The sequence below is a fragment of the Microbacterium sp. NPDC056003 genome, from assembly GCF_042274785.1.
Lineage (GTDB): Bacteria > Actinomycetota > Actinomycetes > Actinomycetales > Microbacteriaceae > Microbacterium.
Map to the genome: position 1 here is coordinate 228,321 of NZ_JBHJXQ010000001.1, position 16,639 is coordinate 244,959.

Below are 16,639 nucleotides of genomic sequence, written 5' to 3' on the forward strand. Positions count from 1 at the left end.
ATGACCGCGACAGCGACGGCGCCCTCCCGTGCCCGGAGCCCCCGCCAGGGGCTCCGGCGCGGGGAGGCGCTCGCCGGATGGCTGTTCACGGGTCCCGTGCTCGCCATCCTGGGCGTCTTCCTCCTGATCCCGGTGCTCATGGCACTGTGGGTCAGCCTGTCCGACTGGGGCGGGCGCGGCAGCCCGTTCTCCAGCGATGTGAGCTTCGTCGGGCTCGAGAACTACGCCGCCGTCACCGTCGACGGCGGGCTGCCCACGCGCGACTTCGGCATCGCGCTGCGCAACAACGCGTGGTACGTGCTGCTCGTCGTCCCGCTGCAGACCGCCCTCTCGCTGTTCCTGGCGATCCTCGTCAACCGCGCGATCCTCCGGGGCCGCGGCTTCTTCCGCACGGCCTTCTACTTCCCGTCGGTGACGAGCACCGTCGCGATCACGGTGCTGTGGCTGTTCCTCTTCTCCGCAACGGGTGTCGTCAACGAGATCCTGTCGTGGATCGGCATCAACGGCCCCAACTGGTTCAGCGACCCGACGGGCATCGTCCACAACGCTCTCGCGTCGGTCGGCATCACGCAGGGACCAGCGGTGCTCACCGAGAACGACTTCCTGGGCCTCTCCTGGTGGCAGTGGTTCGCGGGCCCCTCCGTCGCGATGACCGCGTTCATCTTCATGGCGGTGTTCACGACGAGCGGGACGTTCATGCTGCTGTTCATCGCGGCACTCCAGAACATCGGAGGCGAGATCCAGGAAGCGGCGATGATGGACGGCGCCAACGGCTGGCAGCGCTTCTGGCGGGTCACCCTGCCGCAGCTGCGACCCACGCTGTTCACGGTGATCACCCTCGGCCTCATCGGATGCTGGCAGGTGTACGAGCAGATCTACACCGGCACACAGGGCGCGCCCGGCAAGACCACCATCACGCCCGCGTACCTCTCGTACACCTCTGCATTCCTCGACCAGAACTGGGGCGTCGGCGCCGCGATCTCGTTCATCCTGTTCGCGATCATCGTCGTGTTCACCGTCTTCCAGCGCTGGGTCCTCCGCGAGCGCCCCGTCTCCAAGCGGCGCGCGAGGCAGTACCAGCTGCCGACCCGCCCCGCAACGGCGACGCCCGCCGTCGCGGCATCCGCTCGGGTTCCCACCGTCCCGGATCCGACCGGCAAGACCGATGAGGAGGCCGGGCGATGACCGGTACCACGCTGTCCGAGTCGCTGGTGCTCAGCCAGGAGCAGCCGCGAGGCTCCACGCCCACGCGCCAGCGGATCCTGTCCAAGCGGATCGTGTGGCAGATCCTGCTCTACGTGCTGCTCGTCGTCCTGGCGCTGATCTACATCTACCCGTTCCTGGTGCAGGTGGCGACGTCGTTCAAGACGGATGCCGAGGCCGCCGCCGACCCCATCTCGCTCATTCCGCAGACCATCACCTTCGCTGCCTACGAGCGGCTGTTCGGCAACAGCGACTACCCGGTGTGGTTCGCCAACTCCGCGATCGTCACGATCTGCGTGACCCTCGGCCGGGTGTTCTTCGTCTCTCTCGCGGGATACGCGCTGGCACGCCTGCACTTCCGGGGTCGCGGCATCGTGTTCGCCGCCGTCATCGCCGTCATGGCGGTGCCCGGGGTGGTGCTCCTCATCCCCAAGTTCCTCGTGATCAATCAGCTGGCCATGTACGACTCCTACGCCGGCATGGTCATCCCTCTGCTGGTGGACGCGGCGGGGGTCTTCATCATGAAGAACTTCTTCGAGTCGATCCCCGTCTCCGTCGAGGAGCAGGCGCGGATCGACGGAGCCGGCACCTTCCGCACGTTCTGGTCGGTGGTGCTCCCGATGGCACGGCCCGCGTTGATCACGATCGTGATCCTGTCGTTCCAGGGGTCGTGGAACGAGCTGACCCACTTCATCGTCTCGACGCAGTCGCCGGAACTCACCACGCTGACCAAGGGCGTCGCTTCGCTGGCGTCCAACCAGCTCGGCCAGGGCCAGCAGTATCCGCTCAAGCTCGCCGCCGCGGCGATCATGACCATTCCCGTCGCGGTGATGTTCTTCATCTTCCAGCGGCAGATCATGAACACCTCCGAAGGAGCCGTCAAGGGATGAGCGCCACCGACGACACGCCCCTCCAGCCGCTGCTCGACGATGCCCTCATCGTGCTGCGCGCGCCCACCCAGGTCTGGTCGGCACGCGACGGCGAACTGGGCGCGCAGCCGATAGACGGCGTGTACCACGGAGACGTGCGGCACGTCCGCTCTCTCCGGCTCTCATGCCGCGACTCCGAGGTCGAGTGGATCTCGACGGCCGCGCACGGCCCGTCGCGAGCGGTGTTCGGCGGGCTGCTGCGGGGGCTCGACGACGCGACGCCCGACCCCAAGGTGAGACTGCTGCGCGAGCGCGCAGTCATGGACGGGGCCGTGACCGAGACGTGGACGGTGCTCTCACGTCTGACCGAGCCGGTCGACACCGTGCTGACGCTGACGCTCGAGCCCGATTTCGGCTCGCTGCACGATGTGAAGGCCGGTACGGCGGCCTCCCAGCCGGCTGAGATGACGACGACGGATGCCGCGGCCACCGCGCGCTCCGCAGACCAGGAGTTCACGCTGAGGGCGCCGGGAGCCACCGTCGCGGGTGGCGGACGCGGGCGTGCGCTCACCGCGCAATGGCCCGTGCGGGTCGAGCCGGGCGGCGAGGCCGAGGTCTCGTTCACGATCGAGCTGCGCGACCCGACGCTCGTGGTCCACGGCGCCGCCGAACCGTGGTCGGGCGCCGGCGCTCGACCGGGCGCCACGTCGCATCCACGACTGGACCGCTGGCTCGACGTCGCGCTCGGCGACCTCGACGCGCTTCGGCTCACCCTGGCGGACGACGACGACGTCTTCTTCGCCGCGGGTGCGCCGTGGTTCTTCACGCTCTTCGGGCGCGATTCGATCTGGGCGGCGCGCCTCGTGCTGCCGCTGGGCGCCGGGGTCGCGGCATCCACGCTCCGTGTCCTCGCCGCCCTCCAAGGCGACCAGCACGATCCCGCGACCGCGCAGGAGCCCGGAAAGATCCTGCACGAGCTGCGATCGTCGGCGCTCGAGCTGCCCAACGAGGGCGTCGTGCTGCCGCCGCGGTACTACGGCAGCGTCGATTCGACGCCGCTGTGGGTGTGCCTGCTCGCCGACGCGTGGCGGGCCGGAATGCCCGAGCCGGAGGTGCGGGAGCTGATTCCGGCGCTGCGGCGTGCGCTGCACTGGATCCTCGACTTCGGCGACAGCGACGGCGACGGCTTCCTGGATTACATCGACCGCAGCGGACGCGGCCTCGCGAACCAGGGCTGGAAGGACTCGGGCGACTCCATCCAGTGGCGCGACGGGCGCCTCGCCGAGGGACCGATCGCGCTGTGCGAGGTGCAGGGCTACGCATACGAGGCGGCGCTCGCCGGGGCAGACCTGCTGGAAGCGTTCGGCGGCGCCGACGAAGGCGCGCTCGCCCCCGCGGCGCTGCGCGAGTGGGCCGCGGCGCTGCGGACGCGGTTCCGCGAGGCGTACTGGGTGCAGACACCGGAGGGTCGCTACCCCGGCATCGCCCTCGACCGGCACAAGCGGCCCGTCGACACCCTGACGAGCAACATCGGACATCTGCTCGGAACCGGCATCCTCGACCCCGACGAGGAGCGGGCCGTGGCCGAGCTGCTGCTGGGCGGCTCGATGTCGTCGGGGTACGGCATCCGGACCATGTCGACAGACGCGGACGGGTACTGGCCGCTGTCGTACCACGGCGGGAGCGTGTGGGTGCACGACACCGCGATCGTGGCGCAGGGACTTCATCGCGCCGGCCTCGACGACGCCGCCCGCGTCGTCGCCGAAGGGCTGCTCGCCGCAGCCGAGGGGTTCGGCTACCGGGTGCCCGAGTTGCATGCGGGCGACCCGGCGACCGAGACGTCGGTTCCGACGCCGTACCCGGCGGCGTGCCGGCCGCAGGCGTGGTCTGCCGCGGCGGCGGTGGTGTGCCTGGAGATCCTCGAGGACTGAGCGACCGCGTCGAGTGCCGACGGGGAGGGTCAGTCGACCTTCGCGATCGTGCCGCCGGTGAGACGCACCAGCTCGTCGAACGTCAGCGGGAAGACGGTGTGCGGCGTGCCGCCCGCGGCCCAGATCTCGTCGAAAGCGGCGAGGTCCTCGTCGATGATCGTGAGGAGGGCGGAGGGATGCCCGGTGGGCGCCACTCCCCCGATCGCCTGACCGGTCGCGTCCCGCACCTGCTCGGGCGTCGCGCGCCGGATGCGTTCGCGCCCGAGCCGCTCGGCGAGGGCTGCGGTGTCGACCCGATGGGCGCCGCTGGTCATGACGAGGAGCGGCTCACCGTCGGACCAGAACACGAGGCTGTTCGCGATGGCGCCGACCTCGATGCCGAGGGCGGCCGCGGCGAGCGGGGCGGTGTGCGCGGCATCCGGGAGCACGACGATCTCGCCGGGGATGCCGACGGCGCGCAGCGAGTCGTGGACGAGGCGGCTGCGCGTGGGCAGCTCATGAGGCGCGGTCATCCGCCCAGCCTAGAAGGACGCGGGAGCGGTGCGCGAAACACCGGAGGCGAGGATCTCACCGTGGGGCATGAGCAGCCAGCCGTCATCGGCGGACGCCCATTCGAGCCAGCCGTCCGCGATGCGCCGCAGCTGGGCGTCGGTGGCTCCGATCGCCCGCGCCGACGTCGCGAACGACGACTTCAGCGCGCGGTCCGCCCAGGAGCTGCCCCACCACTCACGGTCGGCCGGCGACTCGAAGAGCCAGACCGAGGCCGTCGCGCGCACGTCGGCGAGACCGGCCTCGAGCGCCCACGACTTCAGGCGGCGGCCCGCGGCAGGTTCGCCCGCGACGCTGCGATGCGTGGCGAGGTAGAGCTCGCGCCACTCGGCGAGCGCCGGAAGCAGCGGATACCAGATCGTGCCCTCGTAGTCGACGTCGCGCGCGGCGACGAGGCCGCCGGGTCCGGCGACGCGACCGAATTCGCGCAGCGCGTCGACCGGCCGGGCCAGGTGCTGCAGCACCTGGTGCGCGTGGACCACGTCGAACTCCCCGTCGGCGTACTCGAGCGCGTACGCATCGGCCGTCCGGAACGACAGGTTCGACGCTCGGTGATCGGCGTCGGCCTCGCGGACGATGTCGGCCGAGGCATCCACTCCCACGACTCTGCCGGGCGCAACGATGGCCGCGACGTCCGCCGTGATCGTGCCGGGACCGCTGCCGACGTCGAGCACCGACACGCCAGGGCGAAGGTGCGGCAGCAGATAGCCGGCGGAGTTCTCGGCGGTGCGCCAGCGGTGGGAGCGCAGGACGCTCTCGTGGTGGCCGTGGGTGTACGCATCGGGCATGGATCGAACGTACTCGGCTGTGCACTGTGCCGCAGGAATGTGACGCAGCCTTGAGCAGGTGGCGCAATCTGCATCATTGTGCGCGCGGTGGTTGAACACTTCGCGAGGTGATGGTGCAATAGAGGTGGATGCCGCAACGCCGCGGCGTCCGCAGCGCACTGCCCACAAGGCCCGCCGAAGGAAGAACGCGATGACGCACACCCTGCCCCTGCCCGACTTCACGCACGAACGCGTGGAGGTGATCACCGGACGACGCAGCGGCCTGTTCATCACCGTCGCGCTTCACTCCTCCGTGCTCGGCTCCGCCCTCGGCGGCGCGCGCCTGTGGACATACCCGCACTGGAGCGACGCGCTCGGCGACGCCCTGCGCCTGTCGGCGGCCATGACCCTCAAGAACGCGGCGGCCGGGCTCGACGCCGGCGGCGGCAAGTCGGTCATCGCGCTTCCCGAAGGCACGGTGCTCGATGACGAGCGTCGCCGCGCGGCCTTCCTCGACCTCGGCGACGCGGTCGAGTCCCTGCACGGCCTGTACCGCACCGCGGAGGACGTCGGCTCGACGACCGAGGACATGCTCGTCGTGAGCGAGCGCACCGAGCACGTGGTCGGTCTGCCCGACGCCGTCGGCGGTTCAGGAGAGCCCGCCGGCCCCACCAGCCTCGGCGTGTACGAGTCGTTGCGCGCGACGCTCGAGCGCGTGACCGGGTCGAGCGACATCGCGGGCCGCCGCATCACCATCTCGGGCCTCGGCCAGGTCGGCAGTCGCCTCGCCGTGCGGCTCGCGGCCGAGGGCGCGTCGCTCACCGTGACCGACGTGAACCCGGCCAAGCGCGATCTCGCGCGCGAGCTCGGTGCCGACTGGACCCTGCCGGGCGAGGAGCACCTCGTGCCGTCCGACGTGTTCGTACCCGCGGGTATCGGCGGACTCCTCACCGACGACGTCATCGACGCCCTCGACTCGCGGGCCGTCTGCGGCCCCGCGAACAACCCGCTCGCCGCCCGTTCCGGCGCCGACCGCCTCGCCTCGCGCGGCATCCTGTACGCGCCCGACTTCGTCGTGAACGCGGGCGGCGTCATCTACCTCGACCTCGAGGCGAAGAAGATCGGCACACGCGCCGAGGTGATGGGGCGCGTCGCCCAGATCGGCGACACCGTGCGCCGCATCTTCGACGAGGCCGAGTCGCGCGGCATCACGCCGCTCGAGGCCGCCGAGGGTCTCGCGGCCGAGCGTCTCGCCGCCGGCGAGCGCGGGCACGCACTCGCCGTCTGACGCGTCCGCGCGTCGCTCGGTTCGGGGTGGGGCTCCGGGGAGGTCGCGGGACCTCTCCGGGGCTCTTCTCTTCGGCCGCGGGCCCGGGCGGACGTGCGTGCATCGGTGCGGACCGGAGTGGGTGGCGTGAATCCGGTCCCGCACGGCTAGGTTTGCGCCATGGCTGGGGTGTGGCTCGCCGCGATCAGCGGACTCATCGGCGGGGGAACTCTGCTCGTGGGCGCCGCCGTCGCGTGGTTCGTCGACATCCCGCAGCGGGTCGTGGCGGGCATCATGGCGCTCGGCGCGGGTGTGCTGATCTCCACCCTCGCGTTCGAGTTGGTCGAGGAGGCCGCGAGCGTCGGCGGGCTGGTCCCGACGTCGATCGGATTCCTCGCCGGCGCGGTCATCTACATCGTCGCGGACTGGCTGGTGTCTCGGCCGAAGGTGTCGCGGTCGTCGTTGCCGGCGAACATCGTGGCGCGTCGTCAGAGCGCCAAGCTCGCAGGCGGCACGGGAGCCGCGATCGCGATCGGTGCGCTGATCGACGGCATCCCGGAGTCCATCGTGATGGGTCTGTCGGTGCTGCAGGGCGGGATTAGCGTCCCGATCGTCGCGGCGATCGCGATCAGCAACTTCCCCGAAGGTCTCGGCTCGACGGCCGCACTCAAGGCCAGCGGTTCGAGCGGGCGCAGGGTCGCCCTGCTGTGGGGCGGCATCGCCGCGGTGACGGTGGTGGCGGCCGTGCTCGGCTACGTCGCCTTCCAGAGCGCGCCGGCGGAGCTGGTCGCCCTCATCACGACGGTCGCGGCCGGCGGACTGCTCGCGATGGTGTGTAGCACGATGATCCCGGAGGCCTTCGAGGAGCAGCGCGCGCTGACGGGTCTGTACGCGACGGTCGGCTTCCTGGCGGCCTTCCTCCTGCACGAGCTCGCAGGGTGACGCCGCGGGGTGAGTGAGCGCTTCAGGCCCGCTCGACCGGGGCCACGAGCTCCGTCACCCACTCGGACTGCGGGCGGTCGTCGGGGGCGTGGACGTAGACCTCGCGGGTCGGACCTGCGATGCGGTACCCGTCCTCGACGACCTGCGCCATGAGCGTCATCCACGAACGGCCGATCGAGGGCATGTCGCCGCGATGCGTGAGCACCGCTGCCCTCTCGATCGCGGGCAGCTCCACGACGGTGTAGCCCTCCGCCGCGACCGGCGTCTCGTCCGCCGTGAACGACACGTGCACAGCGAGGTCCTCGCTGTCGGGCACCGCGTGGTACCAGAACACGCCCGGCTCCCGCGGTTCCCTCCCCGCAGCCTCGATCGCGCCGACCAGTCGCTCCAGCAGCGGATCGATCACGGGCGAGACGTTCTCCGGCCCCATCCCGGCTGCGCGTCCCTCGACGGCGTAGACGGCCACAGACTCGAGAGGGCGATACTCCACATCCGACATGACGTCGGCTCCTTCCCAGCGACGGAGACGTTCATCGAGGCGATCGAGCCGCGCGCGGTCGGCGTCGATCGACGCCTCGAGCGCGGCACGGCGGCGGACGAGCAGCTCGTGCAGCGCGGCATCCTGATCCTCCGCAGCCAGCACGGCGCCGATCTCGTCCAGCCCACAGCCGAGGTCGCGAAGCTCGACCAGCCGCAGCAGTGCCCCGAGCTGCGCGTCGGCGTAGCTGCGGTAGCCGGTGCGGGGGTCGACCCGCGCAGGCTGCAGGATGCCGATCTCGTCGTAGTGCCGCAGCATCCGCACGCTCACTCGTCCGTGGGCGGCGAACTCTCCGATGGTGTACATGGTGGAGACCACGTTCGACCCTGACACAGCGTGAGAGTCAAGCGGAAGAGCGGGCTCAGGCCGAGGCTGTCCAGTCCTGCTCGTCGTCGCTCGCCGCATCCGCCGCTCCATCGAGGGACAGCCCGTGCAGTGTCTCGAGCGCGGCGTTGACCTCGTCGATACGGCCCTCGACGGCGAGCTCGCGGATGCGCACGGACGGACGGTGCAGCAGCACGCCCGCGAGGTGCCGCAGCGCGGCCTCGGTCTCTTCGCCGGCGCCTCGAGCGCGTGCCCGTGCGATCTCGGCGTCGACGATCGCGAGCACGTCGCTGCGCAGCGCCGTGATCGCGGGGGCCGCGGCACGGTCGGCCGTGAACTCGGCCGCCGCGTCTCCGACGATGATGCGCGCGTCGGCGTGCGCGCTGAACTCCTCGAGCGGAGCGTGCAGGCGGATCGTCTCGAGGTCGAGCAGCTCGACGCCGTCGACGTGACCCACGGCGGGGTCGACGTTGCGCGGGAGCCCGAGGTCGATGACGAGCACGCGGCGCCCCGACACGAAGGCGTCGGCATGCACGACGGCATCGGCGGTGCACGTGATGACGACGTCGGCGGCGGCCGCGGCATCCGCGAAGTCCTCCACCGGCTGCAGGCCGTGCTTCACCGCGAAGGCGGCGGCGCGACCGGACGGCGAGAACACCCGGATGTCGGCGGCACCGCGCGCACGCACGGCCTCGACGGTGCGCGAGGCGTAGCGGCCGGTGCCGACGATCACGACGCGCGATGCGGCCCAGTCGGCGATGCGGCTGGACGCGAGTTCGAGGGCGAACCGCACCAGGGAGCGGTGCGTGCCACGCAGACCCGTGTTGTTGCGGATCCCGCGGCTGGTGTGGGTGGCCTTCTGGAAGAGTCGCTCGAGCTCTCCGCTCGTGGTCCCCTCTTCGCGAGCGGCGTCGAGTGCGCGCCGCACCTGACCCGAGATCTCGTCTTCGCCGACGACCATCGACTCGAGTCCGCTGGTCACCGCGAAGAGGTGGGCCGCGGCATCCGCTCCCGAATGCACGGTCACCGAGGTGCGCAGACTCTCGACCGGAATATCGGATGCCTCGGCCATGGCTTCGACGACGGATTCCACCGCGACGGCCTCGCCGCCCGTGAGCGGCTCGTCGATGTCGAGGTAGGCCTCGAACCGGTTGCACGTCGCGAGGACGACCGCTCCGGCGACGAAGATCTCGTCGTCCACGAGGGTCCGGGTGGCTGCGGGAGCACCCTGCGACAGCCGCTCCAAGACGTCGAGACTCGCGTTCCGATGGTTCGCGGTCAGACAGAGGAGCACTGGTCCATCTTAAGGCACCGCGCCGACCATCAGCGAAGCGAGGCCCGATGGGCCGCGGAGGGGGAGCCTAAGGTTGACTGCGTGCCGCTGGAATCGTCCCACCCCACTCTTGCCGACAGTTACGCTGTTCCGCCGCTGATCCGCGCGTATCGCGGCGAGCGTCCCGAGACCACCCCGGTGTGGTTCATGCGGCAGGCTGGGCGGTCGCTCCCCGAGTACCGCGAGCTCCGCGTGGGCACCGACATGCTCGACGCGTGCCTCGATCCCGAGCTCGCGAGCGAGATCACGCTGCAGCCCGTCCGCCGTCACGGCGTCGACGCGGGGATCTTCTTCAGCGACATCGTCATCCCGGTGAAGCTCGCCGGCGTGGACGTGCGCATCGTGCCGGGGCGCGGTCCGGTGCTCGAGCAGCCGGTGCGGACGGCGGCGGATGTCGCGGCACTCCCCCCGCTCGATCCTGCGGCGCTCGAGCCGATCCGCGAGGCGGTGCGGCTCACGGTCGCCGGACTCGGCGGCACCCCGCTCATCGGCTTCGCCGGCGCCCCGTACACGCTCGCCTCGTACCTCGTCGAAGGCGGTCCGTCGAAGGAGCAGCTGCGCACGCGCGCCCTCATGCACTCCGACCCCGAGACGTGGGCGGCGCTGCTGTCGTGGTGCGCCGACATCACCGGCGCGTTCCTCGAGGCCCAGCTCGAGGCGGGCGCGTCCGCCGGTCAGCTGTTCGACTCGTGGGCCGGGTCGCTGAGCCTCTCCGACTACACCGCGCACGTCGCACCTCACTCCGCACGCGCCCTCGAGCGCGCGAAGGCCCTCGGCGTGCCGCTCGTCCACTTCGGCGTCGGCACCGGCGAGCTGCTCGCGGCGATGCACGGTGTGGGCGTCGATGTGATGGGCGTCGACTGGCGGATCTCGCTGGACGAGGCATCCCGCCGTCTCGGAGCCGACGTGCCCCTGCAGGGCAACATCGATCCGGCGCTCCTGGCCGCGCCCTGGCCGGTGCTGGAGGCGCACATCGTCGACGTGCTCGAGCGCGGCCGTGCGGCGAAGGCCCACGTCGTCAACCTCGGGCACGGCGTGCCGCCCGAGACCGACCCGACGGTGCTGACGCGCGTCGTGGAGTTCGTCCACGCGCATGGCTGACTTCTCCGTCGTCGGCGGCGGCGTCGCAGGACTCGCCGTCGCGCGGCGGCTCGCGCTGTCGGGTGCGGACGTGGTCGTGTACGAGGCATCCGATCGCCTCGGCGGCACGGTCGCGCGCCATGATGTCGCGGGGATCGGGCTGGATGCCGGCGCCGAGAGCTTCGCCGTGCGCGGCGGCGTGGTGGCGGCCCTGCTCGCCGAGCTCGGGCTCGCCGACGACATCGTCGACCCGCGACCCGGACCCGCCTGGCTGCAGCCGGTGACCGGACCGGCGGTGCCGCTGCCCGCGACGGCGGTGCTCGGCATCCCGGCCGACCCGCTCGCGGACGACGTCGTGCGCGTGGTCGGGGACGACGCGGCACGGCGGGCCTCGGCCCTGGACGAACGCGGCCCGGTCACGGCGGTGCCGGAGTCACTCGGCGCGCTCGTGCGCGAGCGGTACGGCGATGCGGTGCTCGAGCGGCTGGTGGCGCCCGTGGTGCACGGCGTGCACTCGACGCATCCGGACGAGCTTCCCCTCGCGCGGGCGCATCCGGGGCTGCCCGACGCGCTCGTGTCGGCGGGCTCGCTCGGCGCCGCGGTCGCGCGGCTGCGTGCGGATGCTCCCCCGGGGGCGGCGGTGGCCGGGATCCGCGGCGGCATCCACCGCATCGTGCCGGCCCTCGCGGCCGACCTCGAGCGCCGCGGCGGTGTCGTGCGTCTCGGCGTGCGCGTCGACGACCCTGCGACGCTGGACGGGACCGTCGTGACCGCGGCGCCCGGTCTGGCGTCCCCCGCCGGCACCGGGCGCCGGATCGACCTCGTCACCCTGGTGGTGGAGCAGCGGGAGTTGGATGCCGCACCCCGCGGCTCCGGACTTCTCGTCGCCGCCGGAGCCCCAGTTGCCGCCCGCGCGCTCACCCACGCCACGGCGAAGTGGGACTGGCTGCGCGAGGCCGCCGGAGACCAGCACGTGCTGCGGTTGTCCTACGACGTGACGCCGTCCGGCCCTGTCGAGACTGCGCGGCAGGATGCCGAGACCCTGCTCGGCGTCGAGCTGCCGGTGGTGGTCGATGCGGCTGTCGTCACGTGGACCCGGCCGGCCCCGGCCGAGGCATCCGACCTGGTGGTGGTGGGCGAGACGGTCGCGGGCTCGGGGCTCGCCGGGATCATCGCCCACGCCGACCGCACCGCCGCCGAGCTCCTCGCCCGCTGACGCGTCTCCTGACACCGCACCGCAACCCGCCGGGCCGCGCCCTCCCCGTCAAACGGTCGGGACGAACCGGCGCGACACGCCCGCATGGCCCGGCCTCCGCGGCGTTTCTCCCGACCGTTTGACCCCGGGCCCCGGCGCCCGGCCGCCGCCCCGCACCGAGTCCAGGCCCCGCGCGGTGGGACGGCGCTGCGCGCCTGCCCGACCGGCCCGTCCCCGGGCGGGTGGAAGAATAGAGGTCATGAGCGATTCCTCGGCTGTCCCCCCGTCCGAGAGCGAGACGCTCGGCTACACCCTGTGGGCCGTGTTCCGCCGTGACCCGCACCACCCCGCCCCCGCCGGCGATCTGGCTCCCGCCGTCGCCGAGGTCGAGGCATCCGGAGTCACCGTCCGCGGGTTCTACGACGTCTCGGGCCTACGGGCCGACGCCGACCTGATGGTGTGGCTGCACGGCACGGGCGTGGCTCCCGAGTCCCTTCAGGCCGCGCTGCGCACGCTGCGTCGCGCCGAGCCGCTCGCCTCGCTCCTGCCGGTATGGAACGCGATGGGCGTGCACCGCGACGCCGAGTTCACCGCCAGCCACCTGCCGGCGTTCATGCGCGACAAGGAGCCCGAGGCCTGGCTCACCGTGTACCCGTTCGTGCGGTCGTACGACTGGTACATCCTCCCCGACGAGGAGCGCCGCCAGATGCTCGCCGACCACGGCCGCAAGGGCGCCGAGTACCGTCAGGTGCTCGCCAACACCGTCGCGTCGTTCGCGCTCGGCGACTACGAATGGATCCTCGCGCTCGAGGCCCCCGAGCTCGTCGACCTCGTCGACCTCATGCGTCATCTGCGCCAGACCGAGGCCCGCCGTCACGTGCGCGAAGAGGTGCCGTTCTTCACCGGGCGGCGCATCGGCCTCGACGAGATCGCCGAGGTGCTGGCGTGACCAGCCTGCGCATCGGCACGCGTGCCAGCACGCTCGCGCTCACGCAGACGGGGATGGTCGCCGATGACCTCGCCGATGCGACCGGGGTCAAGACCGAGATCGTCCGCATCACCACGCACGGCGATCGCACGAACGAGCCGCTGTCGCGCGCCGGCGGTACCGGGCTCTTCACCGGCGCGCTGCGCGACGCGCTTCTGGCCGACGAGTGCGACGTCATCGTGCACTCGCTCAAGGATCTCCCCACCGCGCCGCACGATCGCATCGTCATCGCGGCGATCCCCGCGCGCGAAGATCCGCGCGACGCGCTGTGCGCGCGCGACGGCCTCACGCTCGAGCAGCTTCCCGCCGGCGCACGCGTCGGCACCGGCTCGCCGCGCCGCATGGCGCAGCTGCGTGCGAAGCGGCCCGACATCGAGGTCGTCGACATCCGCGGGAACGTCGAGACCCGCCTCGGCAAAGTCACGAGCGGTGAATTGGATGCCGTCATCCTCGCGGCCGCCGGACTCAACCGTATCGGCCGCACCGACGTCGTCACCGAGTACCTCGACGCCGACCGCTGGCCGACCGCGCCCGGCCAGGGCGCGCTGGGCGTCGAGGTCCGCCGCGGCGAGGAGTACCTCGTCGAGAAGCTCGACCATGCCGAAACCCGCGCCGCCGTCGAGGCCGAGCGCGAGGTGCTCGCGCTGCTCGAGGCCGGCTGCTCCGCCCCCGTCGGCGCCCGCGCCGTGGTCGACGCCGGTCTGCTTCTGCTCTCGGCGAGCGTGTACAGCCTGGACGGCACCACGACTCTGACGTCATCGCATGCCACCGCCTGGCCGGACGACGACGGCGATCCGTCGCGCGAGGTCGCGGCATCCGTCGCCCGTGAACTGCTCGACGCCGGTGCCGCCGGCCTGACCGGAGAGCGCCCATGAACGGTGCTCATTCCGAGGGGGCCCGCCCCCTCGGGCACCCCAGGCCTGAGGGGGCCCGCCCCCTCGGGCACCCCCGGCCCCGCCGGCTGCGCGCGACGCCTGCGATGCGCCGGCTCGTCGCCGAGACGCGCCTGCATCCCGCCGACCTGATCCTGCCCGTCTTCGTGCGCGAGGGCGCAGGCGACCCCGTGCCGATCTCGTCCATGCCGGGCGTCGTGCAGCACACGACCGACAGCCTCAAAAAGGCGGTGACGGATGCCGCGGCCGCCGGCATCGGCGGGATCATGCTCTTCGGCGTTCCCGAGCACAAGGACGCGATCGGCTCGGGGGCGACCGACCCCGAGGGCATCCTGAACGTCGCGACGCGCATCGCCGTCGCGGAGGCCGGGGATGCGCTCGTCGTGCAGACCGACCTGTGCCTCGACGAGTTCACCGACCACGGCCACTGCGGCGTGCTCGATGCGAACGGGTACGTCGACAACGACGCCACGCTCGAACGCTACCGCGACATGGGCGTGGCTCAGGCCGAGGCGGGGTCGCAGCTGCTCGGACTCAGCGGAATGATGGACGGCCAGGTCGCCGCGGTGCGCGACGCGCTCGACGCGACCGGGTTCGGCAACACACCGATCCTGGCCTACGCGGCGAAGTACGCGTCGGCCTTCTACGGACCGTTCCGCGAGGCCGTGCAGTCCTCGCTCGAGGGCGACCGCCGCACCTACCAGCAGGACCCCGCGAACCGCCGAGAGGGCTTGCGCGAGGTCGAGCTCGACCTCGCCGAGGGCGCCGACATCGTGATGGTCAAGCCCGCGATGAGCTACCTCGACGTGCTGGCGGATGCCGCAGCATCCAGCCCCGTCCCCGTCTGGGCGTACCAGGTGTCGGGCGAGTACGCGATGATCGAGGCCGCCGCGGCCCACGGCTGGATCGACCGCCGCCGTGCGATCGAGGAGTCGGTCGTCGGTATCCGCCGGGCCGGCGCCGATGCCGTGCTGACCTACTGGGCGGTCGAGCTGGCGGGATGGATCCGATGACCACGCAGACGACGCACACCTCGCCGGCCTCCAACGCCGCGGAGTTCGCGCGCGCTCGCGCGGCCATGCCGGGCGGCGTGAACTCGCCCGTCCGCGCCTTCGGCTCGGTCGGCACCACGCCCCGCTTCTTCGTCTCGGCCTCGGGACCGCGCGTGACCGACGTCGAGGGCCGCGAGTATGTCGACCTCGTCGGCTCGTGGGGTCCCGCGATTCTGGGGCATGCGCATCCCGCCGTCGTGAAGGCGGTGCAGGATGCCGCGGCCCACGGCCTCGGCTTCGGCGCGTCGACCCCCGGCGAGACCGCTCTGGCCGAGCTCATCGAGGCCCGTGTGAGCCGCGACGGCGCGCGACCGGTCGAGCGCGTGCGCCTCGTGTCGACGGGCACCGAAGCGACGATGACGGCGATCCGCCTCGCCCGCGGCGCGACCGGCCGCGACCTGATCGTGAAGTTCGCCGGGCACTACCACGGACACTCCGACGGTCTGCTGGCCGAAGCCGGCTCGGGCGTCGCGACCCTCGCGATGCCGGGCTCGGCGGGCGTTCCGGCGCCCATCGCCGCGCAGACGCTCGTCGTGCCCTACAACGACCTCGACGCGCTGCGCGAGGTCTTCGGCGCGCGCGGCGACGACATCGCCGCGATCATCGTCGAGGCCGCCCCGGCCAACATGGGGATCGTGCCGCCGGCGCACGGCTTCAACGCCGCGATCGCCGACCTGGCGCACGCGCACGGCGCGCTGCTCATCCTCGACGAGGTGCTCACGGGCTTCCGCGTCGGCACGGCGGGCTGGTACGGCATCGACCCGGTGCCCTTCTCCCCCGACCTCATCACGTTCGGCAAGGTCGTCGGCGGCGGTCTCCCGCTCGCCGCGATCGGCGGATCGGCGGCGCTCATGGAGCTGCTCGCCCCGCTCGGCCCGGTCTACCAGGCGGGCACCCTCAGCGGGAACCCGCTGGCCGTCGCCGCCGGGCGCGCGACCCTCGACCACCTCGACGCCGCGGCGTATGAGCGGATCGACCGTGCCGCCGCGCGGATCGCGGATGCCGCGGCATCCGCTCTCTCCGAAGCCGGCGTCACGCATGTCGTCCAGCGCTCGGGGAACCTGTTCTCGATCCAGTTCGCGGCCGAGCCGCCGACGGATTACGAGACGGTGAAGGCGCAGGAGGCGTTCCGGTACCCGCCGTTCTTCCGCGCGATGCTCGACCAGGGCGTCTCGCTGCCGCCCTCGGTGTTCGAGGCGTGGTTCGTCTCGGCCGCGCACGACGACGAGGCCGTCGGGCAGATCATCGACGCGCTTCCCGCCGCCGCCCGGGCCGCGGCCGGGGCCTCGCCGGGCTGACCTGCCAGCCTCAGGTGCACAACGTCGGCGTTCCTGGGCGCCCGCCTCGTGCCGGCGGCTCGTCGCGGCGTGTCGCGCAGAAACGCCGACGTTGTGCACGCCACGCAGCCAGGGCTGCTGTTCTGCCCCGGCCGAGGCGACGCCGGGCTGCCCTTTCCGGCCTCGGGTGATGCCTCACCGGGCTGACCTGCCAGCCTCAGGTGCGCAACGTCGGAGATTCTGGCCGACGCGCCGCCCGCCGGCGGCTCGTCGCGGCGTGTTGCGCAGGATCTCCGATTTTGCGCACGCAGGCGTCGCCGGGCTCGGCCAGGCTGTCCTTCCGGCTCGGGTGCGCCGCGTCGGACTGACCTCTCCCGCCCGGGTGCGCAACGTCGGAGATCCTGGCCGACACGCCGCTCGCCGACGGCTGG

General features: G+C 72.1%; 15 protein-coding genes. 11 read left to right on the plus strand and 4 right to left on the minus strand.

The annotated features are described in order from the left end of the window. The 3 genes from ACFC1W_RS01055 to ACFC1W_RS01065 are packed head-to-tail and all read left to right on the plus strand — an operon-like array spanning position 1 to position 4,003. Positions 1-1,185 (plus strand): carbohydrate ABC transporter permease, encoded by a 1,185-nt coding sequence (locus ACFC1W_RS01055; RefSeq protein ID WP_375987621.1) that lies wholly within the window; start codon positions 1-3, stop codon positions 1,183-1,185. Then, positions 1,182-2,093: a carbohydrate ABC transporter permease gene (locus ACFC1W_RS01060; protein ID WP_375987623.1), complete on the plus strand. Its 912-nt coding sequence runs from the start codon at positions 1,182-1,184 to the stop codon at positions 2,091-2,093. The genes ACFC1W_RS01055 and ACFC1W_RS01060 overlap by 4 nt, the downstream gene beginning before the upstream one ends. Next, positions 2,090-4,003, plus strand: coding sequence for a glycogen debranching N-terminal domain-containing protein (locus tag ACFC1W_RS01065; protein ID WP_375987625.1), 1,914 nt, complete (start codon positions 2,090-2,092; stop codon positions 4,001-4,003). Before ACFC1W_RS01060 ends, ACFC1W_RS01065 begins: the two co-directional genes overlap by 4 nt. A gap of 29 nt (positions 4,004-4,032) precedes the next feature. On the opposite strand, the gene ACFC1W_RS01070 is transcribed toward ACFC1W_RS01065, so the two are convergent. Further along, positions 4,033-4,515, minus strand: a complete 483-nt coding sequence (locus ACFC1W_RS01070) for a YbaK/EbsC family protein (RefSeq protein ID WP_375987627.1) — start codon at positions 4,513-4,515, stop codon at positions 4,033-4,035. A gap of 9 nt (positions 4,516-4,524) precedes the next feature. After that, positions 4,525-5,340 (minus strand): methyltransferase domain-containing protein, encoded by an 816-nt coding sequence (locus ACFC1W_RS01075; protein ID WP_375987629.1) that lies wholly within the window; start codon positions 5,338-5,340, stop codon positions 4,525-4,527. Between the two features lie 190 nt (positions 5,341-5,530). Here ACFC1W_RS01075 and ACFC1W_RS01080 point away from each other — a divergent pair, with 190 nt between their 5' ends. After that, positions 5,531-6,607 (plus strand): Glu/Leu/Phe/Val dehydrogenase dimerization domain-containing protein, encoded by a 1,077-nt coding sequence (locus tag ACFC1W_RS01080; protein WP_375987631.1) that lies wholly within the window; start codon positions 5,531-5,533, stop codon positions 6,605-6,607. A 159-nt stretch (positions 6,608-6,766) separates the two neighbouring features. Then, positions 6,767-7,528 carry a ZIP family metal transporter gene (locus tag ACFC1W_RS01085; RefSeq protein ID WP_375987633.1) on the plus strand — a complete coding sequence of 254 codons (762 nt, stop codon included), beginning with the start codon at positions 6,767-6,769 and terminating at the stop codon, positions 7,526-7,528. A gap of 22 nt (positions 7,529-7,550) precedes the next feature. Here ACFC1W_RS01085 and ACFC1W_RS01090 read toward each other — a convergent pair whose 3' ends face one another. Both ACFC1W_RS01090 and ACFC1W_RS01095 read right to left on the minus strand, forming a co-directional pair. Then, positions 7,551-8,384, minus strand: coding sequence for a MerR family transcriptional regulator (locus ACFC1W_RS01090; protein ID WP_375987635.1), 834 nt, complete (start codon positions 8,382-8,384; stop codon positions 7,551-7,553). A 43-nt stretch (positions 8,385-8,427) separates the two neighbouring features. Beyond that, positions 8,428-9,684 (minus strand): glutamyl-tRNA reductase, encoded by a 1,257-nt coding sequence (locus ACFC1W_RS01095; RefSeq protein WP_375987636.1) that lies wholly within the window; start codon positions 9,682-9,684, stop codon positions 8,428-8,430. 81 nt (positions 9,685-9,765) lie between these two features. On the opposite strand from ACFC1W_RS01095, the gene hemE reads away from it, so the two are divergent. The 6 genes from hemE (at position 9,766) to hemL (ending at position 16,229) form a co-directional block, all read left to right on the plus strand. Further along, positions 9,766-10,824 carry a uroporphyrinogen decarboxylase gene (gene hemE / locus ACFC1W_RS01100; RefSeq protein ID WP_375987638.1) on the plus strand — a complete coding sequence of 353 codons (1,059 nt, stop codon included), beginning with the start codon at positions 9,766-9,768 and terminating at the stop codon, positions 10,822-10,824. Then, the gene (locus ACFC1W_RS01105; RefSeq protein WP_375987640.1) at positions 10,817-12,019 is read left to right on the plus strand and encodes a protoporphyrinogen/coproporphyrinogen oxidase; all 1,203 of its coding nucleotides are present in this window, start codon (positions 10,817-10,819) and stop codon (positions 12,017-12,019) included. Before hemE ends, ACFC1W_RS01105 begins: the two co-directional genes overlap by 8 nt. Positions 12,020-12,257: 238 nt before the next feature. Continuing rightward, the gene (hemQ, locus tag ACFC1W_RS01110; RefSeq protein WP_375987642.1) at positions 12,258-12,947 is read left to right on the plus strand and encodes a hydrogen peroxide-dependent heme synthase; all 690 of its coding nucleotides are present in this window, start codon (positions 12,258-12,260) and stop codon (positions 12,945-12,947) included. Then, positions 12,944-13,861 (plus strand): hydroxymethylbilane synthase, encoded by a 918-nt coding sequence (gene hemC / locus ACFC1W_RS01115; RefSeq protein ID WP_375987644.1) that lies wholly within the window; start codon positions 12,944-12,946, stop codon positions 13,859-13,861. Before hemQ ends, hemC begins: the two co-directional genes overlap by 4 nt. A 104-nt stretch (positions 13,862-13,965) precedes the next feature. After that, positions 13,966-14,892, plus strand: a complete 927-nt coding sequence (hemB, locus tag ACFC1W_RS01120) for a porphobilinogen synthase (protein WP_375987646.1) — start codon at positions 13,966-13,968, stop codon at positions 14,890-14,892. Further along, complete coding sequence (hemL, locus tag ACFC1W_RS01125) at positions 14,889-16,229, plus strand: glutamate-1-semialdehyde 2,1-aminomutase (RefSeq protein WP_375987648.1); 1,341 nt, start codon at positions 14,889-14,891, stop codon at positions 16,227-16,229. Before hemB ends, hemL begins: the two co-directional genes overlap by 4 nt. Positions 16,230-16,639: the final 410 nt, after the last annotated feature.